Annotated in this window: 10 protein-coding genes; all 10 read left to right on the forward strand. The window is 68.7% G+C overall.

Annotated features, from left to right (window positions below; genetic code table 11):
• The first annotated feature begins 14 nt into the window (after nt 1-14).
• The 10 genes from ACIPR8_RS16785 to ACIPR8_RS16830 all read left to right on the forward strand — a co-directional run bounded on the left by ACIPR8_RS16785 (nt 15) and on the right by ACIPR8_RS16830 (nt 20933).
• Nucleotides 15-392 (forward strand): MmcQ/YjbR family DNA-binding protein, encoded by a 378-nt coding sequence (locus tag ACIPR8_RS16785; protein WP_446541748.1) that lies wholly within the window; start codon nt 15-17, stop codon nt 390-392.
• Between the two features lie 170 nt (nt 393-562).
• Entirely contained in the window at nt 563-1300 is a 738-nt protein-coding gene (locus tag ACIPR8_RS16790) for a secretin and TonB N-terminal domain-containing protein (RefSeq protein WP_446541749.1), read from the forward strand.
• A complete protein-coding gene (locus ACIPR8_RS16795) occupies nt 1300-1824 on the forward strand; it encodes an RNA polymerase sigma factor (protein WP_446541750.1) in 525 nt (174 codons plus the stop codon). The genes ACIPR8_RS16790 and ACIPR8_RS16795 overlap by 1 nt, the downstream gene beginning before the upstream one ends.
• A gap of 112 nt (nt 1825-1936) precedes the next feature.
• Nucleotides 1937-2920: a FecR family protein gene (locus ACIPR8_RS16800; RefSeq protein ID WP_446541751.1), complete on the forward strand. Its 984-nt coding sequence runs from the start codon at nt 1937-1939 to the stop codon at nt 2918-2920.
• A 223-nt stretch (nt 2921-3143) separates the two neighbouring features.
• Entirely contained in the window at nt 3144-15980 is a 12837-nt protein-coding gene (locus ACIPR8_RS16805; RefSeq protein WP_446541752.1) for a filamentous haemagglutinin family protein, read from the forward strand.
• Nucleotides 15981-15984: 4 nt separating this feature from the next.
• Nucleotides 15985-16485 carry a TonB C-terminal domain-containing protein gene (locus ACIPR8_RS16810; protein WP_446541753.1) on the forward strand — a complete coding sequence of 167 codons (501 nt, stop codon included), beginning with the start codon at nt 15985-15987 and terminating at the stop codon, nt 16483-16485.
• A 2-nt stretch (nt 16486-16487) separates the two neighbouring features.
• On the forward strand, nt 16488-16832 hold the full coding sequence (locus tag ACIPR8_RS16815; protein WP_446541754.1) for a hypothetical protein: 345 nt from the start codon (nt 16488-16490) through the stop codon (nt 16830-16832).
• A 216-nt stretch (nt 16833-17048) separates the two neighbouring features.
• The gene (locus ACIPR8_RS16820) at nt 17049-18650 is read left to right on the forward strand and encodes a ShlB/FhaC/HecB family hemolysin secretion/activation protein (RefSeq protein ID WP_446541755.1); all 1602 of its coding nucleotides are present in this window, start codon (nt 17049-17051) and stop codon (nt 18648-18650) included.
• A gap of 41 nt (nt 18651-18691) precedes the next feature.
• Nucleotides 18692-20512 carry a DUF2341 domain-containing protein gene (locus tag ACIPR8_RS16825; RefSeq protein ID WP_446541756.1) on the forward strand — a complete coding sequence of 607 codons (1821 nt, stop codon included), beginning with the start codon at nt 18692-18694 and terminating at the stop codon, nt 20510-20512.
• Nucleotides 20513-20522: 10 nt separating this feature from the next.
• Entirely contained in the window at nt 20523-20933 is a 411-nt protein-coding gene (locus ACIPR8_RS16830; RefSeq protein ID WP_192285713.1) for an ExbD/TolR family protein, read from the forward strand.
• The last annotated feature ends 4 nt before the right edge of the window (nt 20934-20937 follow it).

Here is a 20937-nt window from a genome sequence, read left to right on the forward strand (position 1 = left end):
ACGGGAGAACACCGATGGACGTGGAACAGGTCAAGCAGCACTGCAGTGCCTACCCGGGCGCGACCGTCAAACAGCATGGGCCGCCGGGCAACGTGCTGGCGTTCCAGGTGGGGGGCCGCCAGTTCGCCTACTTCAAGACCAGCGCGCCGGAGCGATGGCGCTTCAGCCTCCGTACCACCTCCGAACGGTTCCTGGAGCTGACCGATGTGCCCGGCATCAAGCCGGCCCGCTACATGGCCAGGTTCCACTGGGTGACCATCGTCGACGTCGCTACGGTGCCCGCCGGTTATCTGCAGGAACTGATCGGCTGGTCGTACGCCAAAGCACTGTCGGGGTTGTCCCGGCGGCAGCAGTCGGTCATCACCGGGCAGCTGCCCGCGAAAGTCCAATGACGGGAGGCGTGCGCGTGCCGGGAGCACGATCGCGCTGACGCCGGGCTGTCGCCAAACCGTCATCAACGGCTGACAAGCTCTTGACCCAACCAAAGGGTGCCGGCCCCTGACGAAGTGTGGACGCATGCGATCTGGATGGCGTGAGCGGGAATGGATCGATACCCCCGCCGATGGGCAGGGGCGGGGCGGTCGGCGCGCGCTTGCGCGGCCGTGACCTGATCGTCGCCGCGTTGCTGGTCATGTCGCTTGCCCATGCCATCGTCGATGAAGCCTGCGCGCAACCTGGCAATGGCAGTGTCGAGGCACGCGCCGAAACGCATCCGGTGTTCGACCTGCCGGCGCTGCCACTGGACGAAGCCTTGAACCGCTACGCCGAGATCACCGGCTACCCGGCGATCTTCCCCAGCGATCTGCTGGTGGGGCGTAGATCCAGCGCGGTGCAGGGGGCGTTCGCGCCGGAGAGCGCGCTGCAGATGCTGCTGCAGGGTACCGGGCTCCATGCGGTCCGGCGAGGTTCGGGACGCGGCAGCACCTTCGTGTTGAAAGCGGTTGCAGGGCCGGGCAATGGCACCCGCAGCATCGGGACGCCGCTGTTTGCCGGCAATGCCTACGCCGGCGCGGCGCAGGCCAGCATCTGGCGCAGCCTGTGCGGCGATCCGTTGACCCGGCCGGGCAGTTACACGGCGCTGCTGCGATTCCGCATCGATGGGGACGGCCGGGTGAGTGACGCGGCGTTGCTGGATGGCACCGGCAATCCGGCCCGCGATGCCGCGCTGGTGCGCCGCCTCATGGGCGTGCGGGTGCCTGGCACCGCACCTGCACGGCTGCAGCGCGAGGCTTTGACCATGGTGGTGCTGCCCAGTGACCCGGGTGGCCCGCAATGTGACGTTGGACAGGGGGAACGCTGATGGAAGACGTACAGGGTACCGGCAGCCTGCTGGACTACTTTGGGCAGAACTACGCCGCGCTCAAGCAGCGCCTGGTGCGCCGGCTCGGCAACCGGGAGCTGGCCGGCGACGCACTGCATGACACCTGGCTGCGCCTCAACGGTGCCGGCGATATCGATGCCGTGCGTGACCCGGCGTCCTACCTGACGCGGATGGCAGTGAACATCGCCATCGACGTGCAGCGCCGCAACAGCCGCATGTTGTCCGGGGCCGAGATCGATACCCTGCTGGACGGGGTAGCCGACCCGGCGCCGGAGCCGGCACGCGCCTTCGAGGTGCATTCGGACCTGGCCGGGCTGATGGAACTGCTGGACCGCATGCCGGCGCGGCGGCGGGCGGTGGCCCTGCTGGTGCATGCCGAAGGGCTGACCCAGAAGGCGGCGGCGCAGCGCCTGGGTGTGTCGCTGCGGACGGTGGAATATGAACTGCAGAAGGCGCACCAGCGCCTGTCGGCCTACGCCGCGGCGCACGATGGAAAGAAATAATGCGGGTTTCCGGTGGCGCCGTTCGTCTCTCGTCATGAGGGACCCGGGGCGCACGCGCAGGCATCCAGTTTGACCCTGCGTCCAGCCGAGTTTGTCCGTAGGATATGACGCGATGAAGACACCACCGCCCGAGCAGGGGGCGCCGCATTCCGGTGATGATCTGGAGGCACAGGCATGGCAGTGGCTGCGCCTGCTGCATTCCGGTGATGCACGCGAAATCGATGGCGCGCGCTTCAAGCGCTGGGTGCAGTCCAGCGCGGCGCACCGTCGTGCCTACCTGGCGGCCAAACGGCGGTGGGACCAGCTCCAGGCTCCGGCCCGCGAGTTGCTGCGGCAGCACCCCGACGCCGTGCCGGCCCCCCCGCGGCCGGTACCGCTCTACCACCGGCGTGCGTTCCTGGGCGCGGCGGCCAGTGTCGCGGTGGTGGCCACGGTCGCCGCGGTGCGGCCACCACTGGGCATGTGGCCGGGGATCCAGGAATGGGGCGCCGATGAGCGCACTGGTGCCGGCCAGCAGCGCACGGTCGCGGTCGGCGACGGCGTGGAGGTAACCCTCAACACCCGTACCAGCATTCGTCGACAGGCCGGCAACGGCCCCGCCGTCGAACTGATCAATGGTGAAGCCTCGGTGCATGTCGGCGCCGGGCAGGGCGTGACCGTGCTGGCCGGTAGCGGCCGCAGCCGCGCCCACAATGGCCGCTTCGACGTGCGCAACCTCGATGGCAAGGTCTGCGTGACCTGCGTGGCTGGTGCCGTGACCGTGGAGCATCCGGGCGGGACGCGCGGGCTCATGGCCGGCCAGCAGGTGCAGTACGAGGCCGATGCCATCGGCAATACCGCCGCGGTCAGCCTGGAAGCCGCCACGGCGTGGCGCAGCGGCAAGCTGGTGTTCGACCACGCGCGCCTGTCCGAGGTGATCGACGAGATCAACCGCTACCGCAACGGCCGCGTGCTGCTGATCAACGAGGCGGCCGGCGAGCGGCCGGTAAGTGGCCGCTTTGAGATCGCCTCGCTGGACCTGGCATTGCTGCAGCTGCAGGAATCGTTCGAGCTCAAGGCCCGGTCCCTGCCGGCGGGGCTGTTGATCCTGTCCTGAGCACGGGCGCTCCCGCATCGTCGGCCGATGCGGTTTCATGAAACCGAAACGCCCATGACGTGACATGGACGCCGCCGGCGCGGGCGGTGTCCTGGGGTGGAGAAATCTTGCGGTATCCGGGCAGCGCCGTTCGTCAGCCGTACAGAGGGGGCTTCCCGCCGCAGCGTGAGCGTGCCGGCGCAGGGCCTCCCCCCACGGCTCACTCATTCGGCAGACCACACCCATGATCATCCGCGCGCGCAACGACAAGCCTACGGCGAGCAGTTCCACCTCCACCGGCAGGTTCAGGATCGCACCGATCGCCCACGCCATCGCGCTGACCCTGGCTGCGGGCGGATTGATCGGCAGCGCCAGCGCCCAGCAGGCATTCAGCCCGCAATGGTTCAACCAGAAGGGGGCTACCCAAGGCACCGCCGCCAGCACCGGGCTGTTGCCGGATGGGCGACCGGCCAACCTGCTGACCGGCCCGCAGCCGCAATCGCAGGCGGCACGCGAGCGCTTGCAGACGTCGATCGAAAACCTCAACACCGCCGCGCAGGCCATTGCCCTGCAGCAGGCACTGCAGCGCGAAGCGCGCAACGCCGCCCTGGTGCGTGCATCCAGCATTCCCGATGGACTGGGCCAGGGCGGGCTGCAGATCGACGATGACGCTCTGACCCGTGGCTGGCACAACGCCAACGGGCCGGTGCAGTCGGAGAAGGATGGCCGCGTGGTCGTGGATATCAAGCAGACCGCCGACAAGGCCATCCTCAACTGGGAGACGTTCAATGTCGGCCGCAATACCACGCTGAACTTCGACCAGCAGACCAACTGGGCGGTGCTGAACCGGGTCAACGACCCGACCGCGCGCCCGAGCGAGATCCAGGGCCAGATCAATGCCCCCGGCACGGTGCTCATCCTCAACCGCAACGGCATCCTGTTCGGTGGCAGCTCGCAGGTGAACGTACGCAACCTGGTCGCGGCCGCCGCGACCATGAGTGATGGCCAGTTCAACGACAATGGCCTGTACTCGGCGCTGACCGGCAGCACCTACGCACCCAGCTTCAGCGGGGCGCAGGGCGGGGTGGACGTGCAGGCCGGCGCCCTGATCCAGACCCACGCGCCGCAATCGGTGACCCAGGGCGGCGGTTACGTGCTGCTGCTCGGCCAGGAAGTGAACAACGCCGGCCAGATCACCACCCGCAAGGGCCAGACAACGCTGGCCGCGGGCGACGACTTCATCATCCGCAAGGGCGTGGCCACCGATGGCAATACCGCCTCGACGACGCGCGGCAATGAAGTGGCGGCCGTGCGTCGCCCCGGCAGCAGCACCAGCGGGCAGGCAAGCAACAGCGGCCTGATCGTGGCGCGCGAGGGCGACGTCACGTTGGCCGGGCACACGGTCCAGCAGCAGGGCGTGGCCATCGCCACCACCACGGTCAACAACCGCGGCACCGTGCACCTGCTCAACGCACGCAGTGATGCAGGCGGCAGCGTCACCCTGGGCGAGGGCAGCACCACCGCCATCCTGATCGAGGACGACGGCGAACTGGCCCGGACGTTGGGCGTGAGCGACAAGGATGCAGCGGCATCGGCACTGGACAGCCAGCGCGATGCGCTGATCGCCGCATCGACCAGGCAGGACGCGCTGCGCCTGACCAGCAGTGCCGGCGCCTTCGACAATCTCTCGCGGTTGTCGGACCGGGGCGACCAGTCGCGGGTGGAAATCGTCTCCGGCGGCAACGTGCATTTCGAAGGCGACAGCCTGACCCTGGCCACCGGCGGCCAGGTCGCGGTGGAAGCCAACGCCCGCACCTTCGTGGCCGAAGGCGCCCGCCTGGACGTCTCCGGTGCGGTGGGCGTGAACGTGGCGATGGAGTCCAACACGGTCATCGTCAACGTGCAGGGCAACGAGTTGCGCGACTCGCCGGCCAACCGCGACAGCGGCAAGCTGGCCAACAGCAACATCGCCGTGGACCGCCGCGACCTGATCCTGGTGCCGGCCGGCACCGGCGGCTACGACGCCGATCGCTGGTATCTGCCCGGCGGCCTGCTGGAAGTGGGCGGTTACGTTTCCAACCAGAGCCATGGCATCGGCGAATGGGCGGCGCAGGGCGGCACCATCACGCTGGGCGGCAACGAGGTCATCACCCAGCGCGGCTCGCAGGTCAACCTTGCCGGCGGCACCTTGGACGTGGCCACCGGCCAGGTCGCGCAGACCTGGCTGCGCGGTGCCGACGGCAAGATCTACAACGCAAAGGATGCGCCGGCCTGGATGGCTTTCAATGGCCTGTACACCGGCTATCACCTGGACCACAGTCGCTGGGGCGTCACCGAGAACTTCTACAACCCGCTCGTCGCGCCGCAGTCGCGGCTGGAGAGCGGCTACACCGTGGGCCGGGACGCGGGCACGTTGATCGTCAGTGCGCCGACCGCGGTACTGGAAGGCGACATCAACACCAGCGTGTTCAACGGCAGCGGGCAGAACCGCGGCCGGGATGCGGTGGGCGATGGCTACAAGCAGGCGCAGACCGCGGTGGCCCGTGCCGGTGGCCTGGTGGTGGGCCGTGCGGCCACCGTCGGCTTCGATCTGCCGTTTGCCAGCCGGACCGAGATCGGGGGCTTCACCCCGATCAGTGGCGGGATGACCGCGCCCAGCCAGGCGCTGGCGGCCGGACGCGCCGGCACCGTGTTGCTGGACGCGGACTGGCTCAACGCCCAGCAGCTTGGACGGTTGGACTTGTCCACGCGCGACACGTTGGCGATCACGCGCGATGTGACCCTGGCCGACGGCGGTGCGGTATCGCTGGCCGCGGCGGATATCCGCGTGGATGCAACGCTCACCGCGCATGGCGGCACGTTCACCGCGGGCAACCTGGTCAATGCCACGCCCGGCGCGCCGACGCCGGTGTTGCAGGCGCTGCTGCGCAATGGCAGTGCACGGTTCGATCTCACGGAAAACGGTGTCCTGGATCTCAGCGGTCGCTGGTACAACGGTGAGGAAGCCCTGTCCACGTTGGCCTACCTGGATGGCGGCAAGGTTGGCATCGAGTTCAGCGGGGATGTGCGCGTTGCGCAAGGCAGCCGGGTCGACGTGTCCTCGGGTGGCGCTGTGCTGCCGAAACTGGGCACGCGCGGCGGCAAGGGCGGCAGTGTCAGCCTGGTGGCAGGTTCCGAAAAGGTCAGCGCCCGCCCGGGCCAGCTGACCCTGGACGGCGCTGTCCTTGGCTACGGCGTCAATGGCGGTGGCAAGCTGTCGCTGGGCACTGCCGGCAAGGTGCTGATCGGCGATGCAACGCCAGCGGCCTCCGGCACGTTGGCGCTGGCGACGACGCGCTTCCAGAGCGGTTTCTCCGCGTATGACATCAATGGCCAGGACGGCGTCACCGTGGCTGACGGCACCACGCTGGACGTGCTGCAACCGGTGTATCGGTTCAACGATGCCAGCTTGAGCACGCCCACCGGCACGCCGGCATCGTTGGCGCTGGAGTTGTGGACGCCGCCGTTGCATCAGGAGCTGCCGCAGAGCCGGCGCCTGGTGCAGCGTGGTGGGGCCAACCTGACGCTGCGCTCGCAGCGGCTGGGTGAGGGTGGGGCGGTGGAGATCGGCAAGGGCGCGACGGTTTCGGTCGACCCCGGTGCGACGATCCGCCTGGCCAGCCCGATGCAGATGACCGTGGAGGGACGGCTCAATGCATGGGGCGGCGCGATCCTGCTCGACGAGATCCGCGCCGACACCGCGCTGTACGCGCCGCAAGCGCACAACCGCTCGATCTGGATCGGCGACAACGCGGTGCTGGACGTGGCCGGGCGTGCCTACAGCGCGCTGGATGCACAGGGACAACGCTACGGGCTTGCCCAGGCCGGCGGCGCCATCCAACTGGGCGGAGCGTTGGATTGGGAGAACGGCATGCCGGTACAACGGCGTCCCGCCGACATGCACCTGGTGGTCCGCGCCGGTGCCGTGCTCGATGCCTCCGGCAGCAGCGTCGTGCTGGACCAGCCGGCGCCGGAGAACGGTCGCCCGTCCAACGCGCTGACCGTGGCCAGCAATGGCGGCAGCATCGTGCTGGGTTCGGCCAACAGCATGTTTCTGGACGGCACACTGAAGGCGCAGGCCGGCGGCAAGGGCGCCGCGGGCGGCACGCTGGCGCTGACCTACAACGGCGGCATCTACAACCGCAGCCAGGCCAGTGCCGAAGTGCTGACGCCGCGCATGCTGGTGCTCACCCAGGACAAGGACGGCGACAGCCTGGCCGACGGCACCCGCCCGGGCGATGCACTGGCCTACGGCAAGGCCACGCTGGCGGTGGAGCAGATCCAGGCCGGTGGCTTCGACAATCTGTCGATCTACGCGGCGATGCGTACTCCCGGCGACCTGAGTCTCAGGATGGGGCAGAGCCTGCGGTTGTGGGGCCCGCTCGGCGTGCTCCCCGACGCCGAGCCCGGCCGCACGGTGCAGCTGTCGGCCCCCCACCTCACCCTCGGCATGACCCAGTATGCCGCCAACGGCAGCACCGAAGTCGCCTATGCCGGCGCCCTGCCGGCATTGAACGGACGCAGCGACAGCCTGCGCGTGGACGGCGCGCACATCGACGTGTTCGGCCGCAACGAGTTCCTTGGCTTCAACGATGTGGCGATCAGCAGCCGTGGCGACCTGCGCCTGCTGTCCACGCCGAACACGGTGCTTTCCGGACGCACCACGCTGTTCGCACCGGGCCGGATGACCATCACCGCCGCGCAGATCTACGCCGCCAGCGGTGCCGATGGCTACCTGGGCGTGGGCGACACCAATGGTGGCGTGCAGGTGGCCTCCACCCCGGACAACACGTTGACCCTGCGCTCATGGGGCGGGCCCACGCCCGCGGTGCCGTATTCGGTGGGCGGCCGGCTGCATGTGAACGCGGGCGTGATCGAGCAGGGCGGGGTACTGCGCGCTCCGCTGGGCATGATCGAGATCGGTGATGCCTACCGCAACCCAGAGGTGCATTTCCTGGCCGGCAGCCTGACCTCGGTCAGTGGTGCAGGCCTGGTGATGCCGTATGGCGGCACCGTGGACGGCATCAAGTACGTGTTGAACGGCGAGGAGATGAAGCCGCCGAGCATCGGCGGTGGGAGCGCTGGCGACGAGCGCGAACTGCGGATTGCCGGTGAGCGCATCGTGGTGGACGCCGGCGCCGTATTGGACATGTCCGGCGGCGGCGACCTGAAGGGTGCCGGCTTCGTCAGCGGGCGCGGCGGTTCGGTGGACATCCTCAACGCCGCGCTGGCCGATGCCAATCCGGCCTTCACCTTCAGCCAGTCCGGCAACCCGGTCTACGCGCTGGTGCCCGGTTACACGGGAAGCCATGCGCCGACCGGCGGCAGCCAGGGGCAGGGCGCACCGGCGGTGGGGCGGCAGGTCACCCTTGGCGACGGTGTTCCCGGTTTGCCGGCGGGCACCTACACGCTGATGCCAGCGTCCTATGCGTTGCTGCCCGGAGCCTTCCGCGTGGAGATCGGCGCGACGTCGCCGGCAATGCCCCCGGGCGTCAGTGCCACCGGCAACGGTTTCTACGTGGCAGCCGGCTACCTCGGGACGGCCAACACCGACATCCGCGCCGCGCTGGCCAACCAGATCATCCTCACCCCGGCCGATGTGGTGCGCCGGCACAGTGGTTACAACGAAACCAGCTACAACGAATTCATCATCGCCGACGCCGCGCGCCGCAATGCGCCACGCGGGATGCTGACCGATGACGCGCGTCGACTGGCGCTCACGTTCAGCAGTGGCGCCGGCTTGGGCAGCCAACCGGCGCTGACCTTCGACGGCACCGCGTTGTTCGGCCCGACCAAGGACAGCAAGGGCTTTGGCGGCATCCTCAGCGTCAGCACGCAGGGCGCCGGCGCCTCGAACCTGCAGATCCTGGCCGATGGCCAGGCACCGCTGGCCAACCTCAGCGGCGCGGCGATCCAGGCCAGCCAGCTCAACGCCTTCAATGCCAACCGCCTGGTCATCGGCGGCAACATGGCCAGCGCCTCCGCCGGGCAGGCGGAAGTGGGGATCACCGGCAGCGCGCAGGGCGTCATCGTGCGCGACGGAGCAAGCCTGCGGGCCCCGGAAGTGGTGCTCACCGCCGCCAGTGGTGGCATCGGCGTGCTGGTGGAACAGGGCGCGACCATTGACACGGTCGGCATGGGCAAGCCGGGGTTCTCCTCCGACGACGGTTACTACTTCCGCACCTCGAACAGCGCGCTGGTGGTGTCCAACGGATGGATCAACCTGCTGCCGTCCAACGGTGAGACGAAGCCGACCATCGACATCGGCGGCTGCACGACCGGCAACACCTGCAGCGGTGATACGCGCATCCTCACCGAAGGCACCTTCGGCGTGGCCACCAACGGTGCGTTCACCCTGCGTGATTCGGTTCGCTACGGCGCGCGCGACCTGGTGCTGGCGGTTTCCGCAGTGAACCTTGGTAGTGCTCAAGCGCTGGCGCAGGCCGGCGCCGCGGGACAGCTGCCGCCGGGCATGGCCCTGAACCAGGACCTGCTATCGAGCCTGCTCGACGGCAACACCGCGCAAGGCACGCCGGTGCTGCAATCGCTGGTGTTGAACGTGCGCGACAGCTTCAACGTCTACGGTTCGGTCACCCTGGACACGCTGGACATCAACGGCAAGTCGCGGCTTGACCGCCTGGTGTTCGGTGCTCCGGCCATCTACGGCTACGGCACCGCTGGCGATACCACCACGATCCGGACCGGCGAGTTCATCTGGGCCGGCACCGGCCCGAGCAACCCGAACACCATGTCGCGACCCGGCGAGGCCGTCGCCGTGCCACCGGGCGCGGCGATCCTGGACCGCTTGGGCGGCGGCACGCTGGACATCGTCGCCGACACCATCCGCTTCGGTTATGCGCCGAACGCGCAGCCGGTCCGGTTGGTACCCTCCGACCGCATCGCCTTGGGCTTCGATACGGTCAACCTGACCGCCGGCAAGCTGATCTCCACCGACGCCGACAACGGCTCGCTGCATGTCTACCGTGAGCAGAACGGCTACGTCGCAGGCGAGGGCTGGCGTTACTCCGGCGGCGCGCTGAACATCACCACGCCATTGTTGAGCGGCGGCTCGGCCGGCAAGTTGGCCGTGCACGCCGGTGGTGACATCGCCATCAGCGGTGGCACGGGCGGCGCGGCAGCCAGCGACAAGCTGGGTGCGGAACTGCGCTTCAGCGGCCGCAACATCCACCTCGACACCGCCGTGGTGCTGCCCAGCGGCAAGCTGGTGCTCGACGCCGCGCAGGACGTGACGCTCGGCGATGACGCCAGGATCGACCTGGCCGGGCGCGAGATCACCCTGTTCGACGTCAAGCGCTACAGCTGGGGCGGCGACCTGCAGATCAACAGCCGCGAGGGCAACGTGCATGCCGCCGCCGGCTCGCTCATCGACGTCTCGGCCGCCTACAACCGCGGTGGCAGCATCGACGTGACTGCCTTGGGTGCAAATGCCGGTCACGTCGACCTGCTCGGCACCCTGCGCGGCACCGCCAGTGGCCTGTACGACGCGGGCGGCACGCTGGTGCCTTACGATGCGGGCCGGTTCGGCGTGCGTGCGCAGGTACTTGAAGACTTCGCGGGCCTCAACCAACGGCTCAACGAGGGTGGCGTGTTCGGTGCCCGCCACGTCCAGATCAAGCAGGGCGACCTGGTCATCGGCGACGAAGTGAAGGCACGCGACGTGCAGATCGCGCTGGACGGTGGTGCGCTGACCGTGAACGGCCGGATCGACGCCAGTGGTGTACAGGTGGGCAGCATCCGCCTGGCCGCCAAGGGTGACCTCACCGTCCATGGCACGCTGGACGCGCATGCCACCGGCATCCGGCGTGACAGTTACGGCAAGCCCATCGACGCCCCGAACCGGGCCAGCGTATCGCTGGCGACCGGCGAAGGTGCGCTGGTGCTGGGCAGCGGTGCGGTGGTGGACCTGCGTGCCGGCACCGAGTCGGTGTTCGCCGACCACGTGGCGCGTGGCACGTTGGAGCTCGTGGCCCCTCGCGTGGGCAACGACGATGTGGCCGTGGATGTGCGCGGCAGCGTCGACGTGCGTGGTGCGAAGACCCTTGCGGTCTACGGCATGCGCCGCTATGACGATGCCCCGCTGGCGGCGCTGCCGGATGTGTCCGGCTCGCGCCCGCAGTTGGTCACCCAGGCCTGGCTGGACGGCGTCGACGCCGACAGCCGCACCTTCATGGACGCGGCGCTGGGCAATGCCGCGCTGGCGTCGCGGCTTTCGGGCCTGGGGGCGTATCGCCTGCGTCCCGGCGTGGAAGTCATCAGCAACGCGCTCACCAACCCGGACGGCAACCTGACCGTGGCCGGTGACATCGACCTGTCCGGCTATCGCTATGGCCCGGATGCGAACCGCGTGGATCCGGCCCGCCGGGGTTTCGGCGAGCCCGGCATGTTGGTGCTGCGTGCGGCCGGCGACGTGAACATCCATGGCAGCATCAACGACGGCTTCGCCCCGCCGGCCGACACGCCGGACGACAAGGGCTGGTTGCTGACCGAGGGCCGCGAGAGCTACTACTTCAATGGCTACACCCCGTTCGGTGGCGACATCGTGGTGCCGATCGATGGCGTCGTACTGGACACCGGCACGGTGTTCCCGGCCGGCGCGGTGTTGAACTACGAGATCACCGTGAAACCGGTGACCCTGCCGGCCGGTGCGACCGTGCCGGTCGAGGTGTCGCTGACCGGGCCGATGACGCTGCCGGCCGGGCAGGTGCTGTCCGCCGACGTGCGCAGCGCCGACGGCACCCTGTACCGCGCCGGCACGGTATTGGCCGACGCGCTGGTGCTGGGGCAGGGCGCGCGCCTGGCGGCTGGCTTCCTGCTGCGTGATGCGGTGGGGGTGGGGTCGTTCACCCTGCCCAAGGGCGCGAAGCTGCCGGTTGCGCTGACCACCAGCCAACACACCACGCTGGCGCGTGGTGCGTTCATTCCCTCGATGACCAAGGTCGAGCTGGTGGGCGACCAGCCGGTCAACCTGCGCCCGGCTGACAGCGAAGGGCGCCAGGGCCGCAACTGGGCACTGGCTCCGATGCTGCCCGAGGGCACCACCAGCTGGGACCTGACGCTGGTGGCCGGCGCCGACCTGGGCTCGGCCGACGTGCGCATGCGCAATGCGCTGGGCAGCGGTGACATCGTGCTGGCCGATACCCACTACGGTTCCATCGGCAAGGTGAGCATTCGTTTCGAGGGAGGCAATAGCGGTGGCGGTGGCATCGTCCTGACGGCCGACGGTGCCATGGCAGCCCTGGGCGATGCGGCCTATGCCGACCTCAACGCGGAGGAACTGAATGCACGCCTGATGGCGGACATGGGCATCTCCTTTGAGGACTTCTGGGGCATGTCGCTGGCCGACTACTGCGCCATGGCGCCCGATGGCTGCGTGACCAAGGCACCTGGTGACGGAAAGAGCTGGTCCTTCAACGAGGAAGGCGCGCTGGCCTACTTCGGCGAGGCGTCGCTGGCGGGCAAGACGCAGCAGGAGATCGACACCTGGATGCAGGAGAACTGGGGCATGTCCTGGGACTATGCGTTCAATGGCGAATCGATGGCCAACGTCTGCAAGAGCAGCGGCAACGAGCCGTACTGCACCGGTACGTTCGACAACCCCACGCTCAACATGGACGGCGCGATGGGCTGGATCGGCGAGGCGCGCTTCGTCGGCCTGACCGCGGCAGCATTGGACGCCGCGTTGATGGAGGCCTACTCGGCCACCTTCGCCGACATGACCGGGATGACGCTGCCCGATTTCTGCGCAGCCAACCCCAGCCAATGCCAACCGGCCGGGTTCGAACCACCGAAGGAAATCCGCGAGTACTCCTACGCGTTCGGTACGCCGGCCTACAGCGTGCTGCGCACCGGGACCGGTGACCTCAACCTCGTCGCCGGGCGCGACGTCGCCATGCGCTCGCTCTATGGCGTCTATACCGCCGGCACACAGCGCAGCATCGAGGGCATCGACAACAGCCGCTTCAACCAGCCGCGCGGTGGTGAGAACGGCAAGGTGCTGGGCGACATCCAGGCCGGTGGCGCCTACGACGCAGCGCTGTCCGCTTGGCAGGCCTGGTACCCCGACCACGGCGGCAACCTGCTGGTGTCGGCAGGCCGCAACATCCTGGGCGACAGCATGGGCCCGGTGGCAGGCTCGGCCAAACCCGAGGACCGCTACACCGCGCTGGTGTCCAGCAGTGGCGTCGGCAACTGGCTGTGGCGGCAGGGCACCGGCAGCGCGACCGGCGTGGACCCGCTCGACACCAGCTGGTGGATCAACTTCGGCGCCTACGTGGTGGCCTCGACCACGGACAAGTCGGCACGCATGGTCGGGTTCACCGGGTTTGGCGCGCTGGGGGGCGGCAATGTGGCGATCCAGGCCGGCGGCGACGCGGGCATCGTCGATGGCCGGGGCGAGGGCATGCGCCGCACCACGCAGCGCGCCGAACGTTCGCAGGGGCTGGTGGTGGCGGTGGGCTCCACGGGTCGCGTGGTCGGCAACGAGTTGGTACTGACCGGTGGTGGCGACGTGGACATCCGCCTGGGCGGACGCCTCAATCCCAATGCGCTGGCCAGCCAGCAAGCCAGCGCCAGCGATATCGGTGGCGCCACCCAGGACAACCTGGACCTCAACGGCGTGTTGACCAACCTGCGCGGCACGCTGACGTTCAGCGCGGCCGGCATGGGTGGCATGACCCCCACCTTCGGTGACGGCGGCGGGCTGCGCCCGGGCAATCCGTTCGCGATGGGCAACGCCTACACCATCGCCGGGCCGGTACTGATGCTGGGCGACGCGACCGCATGGCTGGATACACGCGGTGACCTGGTGCTGTCCGGCGCAGGCAATCCGGGCCTGGTTGACCAGTTCGGCACGATTGCCCACGCGTTCGGCTCGGATGCATTGGAAGGCAAGGGACAGAGCAGCTTCTCGTTGTGGACCGATGGCACCGCGATCAACCTGTTCTCGGCCGGCGGCGACCTGGCCCCGGCGTCGTTCGGTGCCGGCAACGTCTTGGGCAGCAACCTGCTGGCCCCGCAGGTCAGCACGTCGGTGGGACCGCGCTATTTCCACACCTACCCGTCGATCCTGCGTGCGGTGGCGCCGGGAGGTGACATCCGCATCAGTGAGTCGCCGATCGTCTACGGCCAGCGCTACGACGCCACGCTGCTGCTGGCGCCGTCGCCTTACGGCGCGTTGGAGCTGCTTGCCGGCGGGTCGATCCATTCTTCCACGATCAGCTATGCGTTCAGCATGTCCGGCGCGTCGCAGGAGGTGCTGTCCACGCCGTTCCGTCCAGCCTTCGTGTTCAACAACTGGCGCGGCGAGCTTCAGTTCTCCAACCGGGCCAACGACGGGCTGGACAACCTGTTCGCCTTCGGGCCGAACACCGTCACCCGTGCATTGCACCGTGACGATGCCGAGCCGATGCGGTTCTACGCGGTCAACGGCGATATCACCCGCCTGCAGGTGGGGAGCATGCTGACCGGCTTCACCGGACCCGGGCTGGACGGCAGGCCGCGCAGGATTGATGCGGTCTGGTACGACATGGCCAAGGCCGTGCAGCTGCGCGCCGGCACCGACGTGCTGGGCGTCGACGTGACGGCGATGAACAACCACGTGACCGATGTGTCGCTGCTGCAGGCCGGTCGTGACATCGTGCAGAGCAATGTCACCCTCGCCGGGCCGGGCAACCTGGACCTGATCGCCGGTGGACAGATCCGCCAGGACGACATGGCCAGCCTCCGCTCGATCGGCCCGGTGGTTCCCGGCGACACGCGTGCCGGTGCCAGCGTGGCGCTGATGGCCGGCATGACCGACGTGGACTGGGACGTGGTGCGCACGCGCTACCTCGACCCGCGGAACCTGGCCGATCCGGCCCGACCGCTGGCCGATCCGCAGAACGAGGGCAAGGTGGTCAAGGTCTACGACAAGGAACTGGGCGACTGGCTGGGCGAGCGCTTCGGCTTCAGTGGTACCGGCGAACAGGCACTGGCCTACTTCGACGCACTGGCGCCGGAGCAACAGCGGATCTTCCTGCGCTCGGTCTACTACGCCGAGCTGCGCGAGGGTGGCCGCGAGTACAACGATGCCGATGGCCCCCGCTTCGGCTCCTACCTGCGGGGGCGGCAGATGATCGCCGCGTTGTTCCCGGACCAGGACGCGGACGGCGACACCATCACCCGTACCGGCGACATCGTGATGTTCGGCGGCGCCGGTGTGCGCACCGATTTCGGCGGCGACATCCAGATGCTGGCACCGGGTGGCCAGATCGTGGTGGGCGTGCAGGGTGAAGTGCCGCCGGCCTCTGCGGGCGTGATGACGCAGGGCGCCGGCGATATCGCCCTGTTCTCCGAGCAGTCGCTGTCGCTGGGCCTGTCGCGCATCATGACCACCTTCGGCGGCTCGATCCTGGGTTGGTCGGAGCAGGGCGACATCAACGCCGGTCGCGGTGCCAAGACCACCGTGCTGTTCACCCCGCCGCGCCGCACCTATGACCAGTGGGGCAATGCCATGCTGGCTCCGCAGGTGCCATCCTCCGGTGCCGGCATCGCCACCCTCAATCCGATCCCGGAAGTGCCACCGGGCGACGTGGACCTGATCGCGCCGTTGGGCACCATCGACGCGGGCGAGGCCGGTATCCGTGTCTCGGGCAACGTCAACCTGGCCGCACTGCAGGTGCTCAACGCCGACAACATCCAGGTGCAGGGCGAGTCGGTGGGCCTGCCGGCGATCGCCTCGGTCAACATCAGTGCGTTGACCTCGGCCAGTGCCGCGGCCAACAGCGCGGTGCAGGCGGCGCAGGACATGGTCAAGCGCCAGACGCAGCAGGTGCGCCCGTCGGTCATCAGCGTGGAAGTGCTTGGCTTCGGCTCGCCGTCGGCCAGCACCGGCACGCGCGGCGGCGCGTCCGGTGGCCAGTTCGTGCGCATGCCCTACGACCCGGCCAATCCGGTGCAGTTCGTTGGCGTGGGCGGCGAGCTCGACCCCACCGTGGTTTCGCGGTTGACCCCCGAGCAACGCCAGTTGCTGAGGCAGGAGTAAGGCCATGGGCGAATCTCCGCGCAGGTGGAAGAAGCGGTGGGAGGCTTGGGCACGCGCACTGCGTGCACGGCTGTCGCGGCCGCGAGGGCTGGCGGGCACCGTGCTCGTTGCCGGACTGGCGGTGATGCCGGTGCAGGCCCAGGAAGTGGCGCCTGAGCATTGGGTGGCGTACGCGCGCCAGGCCGGGACAACGCTGCAGGCACGCCTGAGTGAAGACGCCGGCGAACTGGTTACGCGTCTGCACGCGCACCTGGCCCAACCGGCCGACCACCCGGTGCCGGGACCGGTGATGGTGCAGGTATGGATCTCCGGGCAGGGCAGGGTGGAGCGCAGCGCGTTCGACTCGCTGGGCAGTACGCAGGCCGATGCGGACCTGCGTGCGCTGCTGGCATCCAGACCGCTGCCGCCGCCACCGGCGGACATGCGCCAGCCGCTGGTGCTGCGCCTGCGCTTGCAGCCCAATCCCGACTTCGTTCCTGCGCCCGCCGCGACGCAGGAACCATGACGATGGGGGCCTGGCCCGCCTGCGGTTTGCTGGCGATGGTGCTCGCGGGCACCGCGGTGGCCCAGGAGAGAGGACCACCGATGGCCTGCGTGGACGTGGAAGTCGACGGCCAGCGCGTGGAGGACTATGCCTGCCTGTCGCGGATGCTGACCCCGGCAACGACACCCGCGGCCCCGCTGCCGCAGTTGGAAGCCGACGCGGTGGGCCGGCGCGCACCGACGGCCTTGGGCCTGGCGCATCGCGAGGCCACCCGCCAACGCATGGGCAACACCTTTGGCAAGTCCACCTTGCCGCAGCGCCCAGCGCCCCCCGTGACGTCATTGCCGCCGGCGTTGCACAAACCCTGATCCGGCACCCGGACGTCATGCACGTGACCGGTGCGTGTGGCCGCAGCTGTCACCGGTCTGTCACACCCGGCGATGTCGACGATGCGCTTCATCGCGTCGCGCAAAAAACTTTGCGGTATTCCGCGCACGACATTCGTCCTACGGATAGACGCTGCGCAATCGGCTTGTCGCTTTGCGTACAGATCATTGTCATATCGCCATCCGAGACCCCATCCGATGTCCCCAATCAAAACCAGGCCAGCCTGCCTCGCGCAGGCCACCGGCCTGATGCTCGCGGTGTGCTGCGCCGTGGCTTCGGCGCAGGAGCCGGTGGCGGCCACCGCGTCCACCCGCAAGGTCAACGTCAACGAGTACATCGTGCGCGGCAACAGCGTGCTGGATGCCCGTTCGATCGAACGCGCGGTCACGCCATACCTTGGCCCGGACCGGACCATGGCCGACATCGAAGCGGCCCGCGCGGCGTTGCAGGAGGCCTACCAGTCCGGCGGCTACCAATCGGTGTACGTGGACCTGCCCGAGCAGCAGGTCAGCGGCGGCATCGTACTCCTGCAGGTCACCGAAACCCGCTTGGGCAATGTCACCGTGGAGGGTGCGCGGCACAACGATCCGCAGGCCCTGCGCGCACGCGTGCCGGCGTTGCAGGAGGGCAGCGTGCCCGACTTCACGCAGGCCCAGGCCCAGCTCAGTGCGCTCGGCCGCAGCGGCAAGCGCCAGGTCATCCCGCTGGTGCAGCAGGGCAGCGCGCCGGGCACCATGGACGTGCAGCTGAAGGTCGAGGACCAGTCGCCCTGGCGGTTCGGCGCCTCCCTCAACAACGACCACAGCGCCGACACCAGCGCATTGCGCTCGGTGCTGAGCGTGGGCCACGACAACCTGTGGGGCAGGGAACACTCGGCCTCGCTGACCTGGTTCTTCGCCCCGGAGGACCTGGGCGAAGCCAATGTCGTGTCCGGCTCCTATGCAATGCCGTTGGGCTCTCCGGACTGGACGCTGGAGTTGTCCGGCTACAGCTCCGACAGCAACGTGCTCACCGAAGGCAATACCAATGTCACCGGCAAGGGTCATGCGCTGGGCGTGAAGCTCAACCGCGTGCTGCCGATGAACGGCCTCTGGTGGCACCGGCTTTCGCTGGGCGTCACCTTCAACGACCGTGAGGAGCGCATCGGCATGCTGGGCCAGGATGTCCAGTACGTGCCGCTGAAGTACGCACCGATCAGCCTGGGCTACAGCGGCTTCCGCCAGGGTGAGAAGCACCAGCTCTCCACCGAGGCGCAGGTGGTGTTTGGCACCCGCAGCCTGCTCGGTTACGGCAGTACCGAGGCCGAGTTCGACTGGGCGCGCTTCAAGGCCGATCCGAGCTTCGTGCTGGTCAAGGGTGACATCAGCGACACGTTCAACTTCGACGGCGGCGAGCAGCTTCACGGGCGGTTGTCGGTGCAGGCCACCGACCAGCCGCTGGTATCGGGTGAGCAGATGGCCGCCGGTGGCATGTACACGGTGCGCGGCTACCGCTCGGCCGAAGCCATCGGCGACTACGGCGCGTTGGCGTCGCTGGAATGGCGCACCCGGCCGTTGGGCATCTGGGGTTTGCAGGACTGGCGCATCTACACCTACCTCGATGGCGCGTGGCTGCGCCTGCGCAGCCCCATGCCCGAACAGGAGGACGCGTTCACGCTCGGCGCCATCGGCCTGGGCAGCAGCTTCCGCCTGTTCGACTACCTCAGCTTCCGCTTCGACTACGGCTACCCGCTCCGCGATGGCCCGACCACCACGCAAGGCGCGCACCGGCTGCATCTGAGCATCGGTACGAGCTTCTGATTCCCGTCCTTCCTTTCCGCCAGATCCGGAGATCCACGTCCATGCAACGCGTCCTTACCCTGCTGCTGCTCCTGCTGGGCATTGCCATGTCCGGCGCGTCCAGCGCCCAAGAGTCGTCCTGGTGGCAGGCCGACTGGAAGTACCGCAAACCGATCACCCTGGACCTGGCCGCCGCCAAACTGTCCAGCGACGCAGGCCGTGCCACGGTGCTGGTGCGCCTGCACAGCGCCAACTTCGCCTTCGACGGCGTTGCCCCCGACGGCGCCGACCTGCGTTTCATCGGCAGCGATGGCAGGACCGTGCTGAACCACCAGATCGAACAGTTCGACGCCGCGCTGGGCATGGCGACGATCTGGGTGGACGTGCCGGCGCTGCGCACCGGCGCTGCGCAATCCATCTGGCTGTACTACGGCAATGCCAATGCCCCGGCACCGGCCAGCGCGCAATTGGCGTTCGATCCGGACTACGTGGCGGTGTTCCACTTCGCCGACGCCGACGGGGCGCCGCGCGACACCACCGCGTACGGCAACCACGCACGCAATGCCGTCGCATTGGTGGACGACGGCGTGATCGGCCGCGCCGCCAGCCTGCAGGGCGAGGCACTGGCCATCCCGGCGTCGCCGTCGTTGGCGGTGGCACAGGGCGGGGCGCTGACGTTCTCGGCCTGGATCCGTCCCGACCAGCTCGGCGCCAACCAGGCAGTCTATGCACGACGCGACGGCGGGAACGCCCTGGTTGCCGGCCTGGATGCCGGTGTCCCGTTCGTCACCGTCAACGGCGTGCGCGCCAGTGGCAGCGCCGCCGTCACCGCCGGCCAGCGGACGCACTTCGCGTTGTCGGCCGGCAGCGGCCAGGTCGTGCTGTACATCAACGGCAGCGAGGCCGCGCGTCTGGAGGCCGCGTTGCCGGCCCTCGACAGCGACGTCCAGGTCGGTGGCGACGCATTGCCGGCCGGCGCGGTGCCGCTGGCGGCCGATGCGGCGCCGGTCCAGCCTGCCAATGCCTTCACCGGCATGATCGATGAAGTGCGCCTGTCCAAGGTCGCACGCAGCGCCGGCCTGATCCAGGCCGATGTTGCCGGGCAGATGGCCGATGCCAAGCTGGTGGCATTCGGCGCGGACGAACAGTCCGAGGGCGTGAGCCATTTCGGCTTCATCCTCAAGGCAATGCCGGTCGATGCGTGGGTGGTGGTGGCGGTGCTGTCGCTGATGCTGCTGGCCTCGTGGGCCATCATGCTGGGCAAGGGCCGCTACTTCGGCGCGGTCGAAAAGGCCAATGCATCCTTCACCGACCACTACCGCAGCGCCGCCGGCCAGCCGATCACGCACCTGACCGATCTCGCCGCATCCGGCCAGGTCACCCGCGACGTGCAGGACAACTCGACGCTATGGCGCCTGTACCGCATCGCGTTGAACGAGGTGAAGGGACGCCAGGCCCATACCGGTACCGCCCGCCTGTCCGATTCGGCCATCGGTGCCATCCGTGCCACGCTGGATGCCGAAGTCACCCGCCAGTCCGAGCGCATGGCCAAGCGCATGAACTGGCTGTCCACCACCATCGAGGGCGCACCGTACGTGGGCCTGTTCGGCACGGTGATCGGCATCATGCTGGTGTTCGCGGTGGCGGCCATGGCCGGTGCGGTGGACATCAACTCGGTAGCACCGGGCATGGCCGCGGCGCTGCTGTGTACCGCCGCCGGCCTGGGCGTCGCGATTCCCGCCTTGTTTGGCTACAACTGGCTGGCGGCGCGCGCCGAAGCGATTGGCGCCGACATGTCGATCTTCGTCGACGAGTTCAGTGCCCGCCTGGCCGAAGAGTCCGAAGACGGCAAGCTGGCCCTGGCCACCGCCGCGCGCGGCTGAGGAGGACGTCATGGCCAAGCGGGCATTCGGCATCAAGAAGCGGGAGAAGGGCATCAATGTCACGCCGTTCGTGGACGTGCTGCTGGTGGTGCTGGTGATCTTCATCCTGACCAGCAACGCGACCATCCCGGGACTGGAGGTGAACCTGCCCAAGGCCAGCTCCAGCATCCCGCTGGAAAAGCCGCAGACCAAGGCGATCACCATCGATACCGCCGGGCAGGTGTTCCTGGATGCCTACCCGGTGACACTGCCGGAACTGGAACAGCGGCTGCGCCAGGAAAAGGCGGTCAACGCGGACTTCCCGGTGATCGTGCGCGGCGACGCGCAGGTGCAGTACGCGCGTGTGGTCGAGGTCCTGGACCTGCTGCGCCGGATCGAGCTGCGTCAGGTCGGCCTGGTGACCGGCAAGCCACAGGGGTGATGGC

The organism is Stenotrophomonas sp. LARHCG68, from assembly GCF_052871705.1.